The organism is Nocardioides sp. AX2bis (assembly GCF_902506435.1).
In the GTDB taxonomy this organism is placed as follows: Bacteria; Actinomycetota; Actinomycetes; order Propionibacteriales; family Nocardioidaceae; genus Nocardioides.
The window spans coordinates 1-3,329 of sequence record NZ_LR733226.1 but is presented as its reverse complement, the minus strand read 5'-3'; the positions used below and the strand labels follow the sequence as shown (position 1 = coordinate 3,329).

The following is a 3,329-nucleotide window of genomic DNA, read 5'->3' as shown; positions in this document are numbered from 1 at the left end:
TCGTACGACCGGGGCGGTCCGCGGGAGGCGGGCCACCGGCCGGGGTGCGCCGGGCGTCGGTGGCGGCACGAGCCGGGCAAGCGTCGCGTCGACGACCGCTCGCACGGCCCGGTCGGCGCGCAGGGCCAGCAGGGTGGTGACCAGCGCGACCGCCAGGTGCCCGCCGAGCATCGCGACGCCGCCGTCCAGCAGTCCGTGGCCGCCCGCGCCGGTCATGCCGGTCATCCCCTGGTGGGTGGTCGCGGGCGACGGCGCCAGGGCCAGCAGGCCGTGACCGGCCGCCTGCACCGCCAGCGCGCCGACGAGGACCCGGGCGGGCGTGGCGCGACGGACGAGGACGGGCCCGACGGCGAGCCCGAGGGCGGTGAGCAGCAGGGCGGGACCGGTGCCGACCGCGTGGCCGGCCGCGCCGGCGTGGGCGAGTACCGCGCCGAGCCCGCAGACGAGCCCCAGGGCGCTCGCGCGCACGGCGTCCGACGTGACCACGGCGGCAGCCTACGGCCGTGACGCACGTCGCGTGAGGCGGATCATGCGGCGGTCCTCTTGGATCGATCCAAGTCAGGTCCCCACACTGGAAGGACCCGCACGAACCCCCACCCGAAGGGCCACCACCATGACGACGACCTCCGCCACCTCCCGCCTGCTGCGCCGTCTCGACGGCTGGACGCTGTGGGCGTTCAACGCCGACGCCTCTCTCGGCGGACGCCGCCGCACCCGCTGAGCCGCACCCGCTCGGACCGGCCCCTCCCGCGGAGTCGTGGGCGCCGAAGTCGGCGTTGGTAAGGCGCGACTCCCAGCGGTACCTGATACTGGCCCGGTGACGAGCGAGGACCAGGGTGCGCGGCGCTGGCCGTGGCTGCTCGCGGGCGTGCTCGCGCTCGTGCTGGCCGTGGGCGTCGTGCCGCTGACCAGCGTCGACGCCGGCGAGCTGCCGGGGGAGACCGTGCGCTCGGAGCTCGAGGGCCAGGGCGTCCGCCTCAACCTGCCGGGCGGTGGCGTCGAGCCGAAGGGCCTGGTCGTCTGGTTCCACGGCCAGGCCGGCGACGAGGACGTCCGGATGGACGACCCCTTCCTGCAGACCCTGAGCCGCGACGGCTGGGCCGTCGCGTCGTCGAACTTCCACGGCGCGTCCTGGGGCAACCCGGCCTCCACCCGTGACGTCGACCTGCTCACCGCCTGGGCCGAGGAGCAGACCGGGCTCACACCCGACGTCTTCGTCGCCGGGTCGATGGGTGGCACGACGTCGCTGAACGCGCTGGTCAACGGCGCCGAGCCGCCGACCTGCTGGTACGGCGTGCGGCCGGCCCTCTCGTTGAACGACATGGGCGGCGTGCCCCTCGCCGACAAGTGGATCCGCAGGTCCTTCGGGCGCGACGTGCCGCCCGAGCGCGACCCGATCCGGTCCGTGGACGCCCTGCCGACCGAGACCCGCTACCGGTTGATCGCCTCGCGCGACGACCCGCAGGTGGTCTACGCCGAGAACGCCGAGCCCTTCGTGGAGAGCCTCTCCGCCGCGGGTGCCGACGTCGAGCCGGTGCTGGTCTACGGCGGGCACCAGGACGAGGAGCACTTCAACGGCCGCGACGTGCTGTCCTTCGCCAACACCTGCCTGCCCGAGGACGCGGACGAGACCTCGCGCGCCGACTGACCGGTCGGCTGACCGGTCGGCCCGGGGGCGGGCTCAGATCCAGCGGGCGAACCACATCCGGTCCAGCCACTCCCCGCGGGTGAGCAGCTGGTCGGTCCACAGCGGCCAGAACCACGCCGCGTTGAGCACGACCAGGACCAGGAACGACCCGGCCACGACCACGCCGACGGTACGCCTGCGGCTGCTCCCACCCGGCGGTCCGATGAGCCGGCCCAGGCACAGCACGACGGCCAGCACCAGGAACGGCAGCATCGCGACGGCGTAGAAGAAGAAGATCGGGCGGTCGTCGTACTGCAGCCACGGCAGCCAGGTCGCCAGCGCCCCGACCACCGCCAGCTGGGCGCGCCAGTCCCGCCGGCCCACCCACAGCGCGACCGCGCCGAGCAGGGCGAGCAGGCCGCCCCACCAGATCACCGGGGTGCCGATCAGCAGCACCTGGCGCAGGCAGTCGCTGCCCGCGGGCGCGGTGCAGCCGTCCGTACCGGGCGCGATGTCGGTGTCGGCGGAGATGCCCACCGGCCGGTTGAGCAGCGGCCAGCCGAGCGGGTCGGAGGCGTAGGTGTGCGTCGAGCAGTTCAGGTAGTGGGCGTGGAAGGTGTAGACGTCCTGGTGGTAGTACCAGAGCGAGCGCAACGACTGCACGATCTCGCCCGGGCCGCTGGCGTCGGGCTCGGACGCGGTCGGCCACGACCCCGTCTCCGCCTCCTCGTTGCCGGTCTCGCCGTCGACGCAGGGCCCCTCGGCCACGAAGCGCGTGTACTGCGTCGAGGAGAGCGACTCCTCGTAGGCCGCGGCGTTGGCCAGCCACCCGCCCCAGGTCGCGACGTAGACGACCGCGGCGACCCCGACCAGGTGCACGAACGCGGGCAGCCCGTCGACGACGGCCGAGCGCAGCCGCGCCCGGCGTACCCCTGCCGAGCGGCGCGCACCGGCGCTCCAGAGCCAGACCAGGATCCCGAAGGCGGCCAGGGGGAAGGCGGCGGTCCACTTCGTGCCGAGCGCCAGGCCCCACACGACGCCGCCGGTGAGCAGCCAGGGACGCCAGAGCAGCGCGCGGACCGGCCCCCAGCCGCCGCGGACGGGCACGCCGGCCGTGGCGCGGGCCAGCCGCGCGCGGAACCACGCCCGGTCGTTGACCACGCAGGCCACGCCGCAGAGCAGGAAGAGCGCCAGGAAGATGTCGAGCAGGGCCAGCCGGGACAGCACGAGGTGGACGCCGTCGAGCATCAGCAGCAGCCCGGCCAGGCAGCCGAGCAGGGTCGACCCGGTCAGCCGGCGCGCGAGGCGGCACATCACCAGCACCATCAGCCCCCCCGCGACCGCGGCGGAGACCCGCCAGCCGAAGGGGTCCATGCCGAAGGCCTTCTCGCCGAGCGCGATCAGCCACTTGCCGACCTCGGGGTGCACGATCATCGACGGGTCGTCGGTCCAGATCCCGGTGCTGGTGCCGTCCAGGATCTTCTCGTCGGCCCCGTCGACGTAGCCACGGACGTAGCCGTGGTTGAGCATCGACCACGCGTCCTTGGCGTAGTAGGTCTCGTCGAAGGCGAACGAGCGCGGCGAGCCGAGGTCCCACAGCCGCATCACCAGCGCCAGCACGGTGACGCCGAGCGGGGCGCCCCAGCCGATCCAGCGGCTCTCGCGGCGGGGCGGGGCGGCCGCGGTGTCGCCGGGACCGGGT

General features: G+C 74.5%; 3 protein-coding genes. 1 reads left to right on the top strand and 2 read right to left on the bottom strand.

All coding sequences use genetic code 11. From position 1 onward, the window contains the following. Nucleotides 1–486, bottom strand: a 486-nt coding sequence (locus GV155_RS19705; protein ID WP_201300386.1) for a hypothetical protein, incomplete at its 3' end; no start/stop codon positions are given. Nucleotides 487–817: 331 nt separating this feature from the next. Between GV155_RS19705 and GV155_RS19700 the strand changes: the two genes are divergently transcribed. Then, nucleotides 818–1,648 carry an alpha/beta hydrolase family protein gene (locus GV155_RS19700; RefSeq protein WP_160011918.1) on the top strand — a complete coding sequence of 277 codons (831 nt, stop codon included), beginning with the start codon at nucleotides 818–820 and terminating at the stop codon, nucleotides 1,646–1,648. 33 nt (nucleotides 1,649–1,681) lie between these two features. On the opposite strand, the gene GV155_RS19695 is transcribed toward GV155_RS19700, so the two are convergent. Next, nucleotides 1,682–3,329: dolichyl-phosphate-mannose--protein mannosyltransferase (locus tag GV155_RS19695; RefSeq protein WP_160011916.1), on the bottom strand; the 1,648-nt coding region annotated here is incomplete at its 5' end.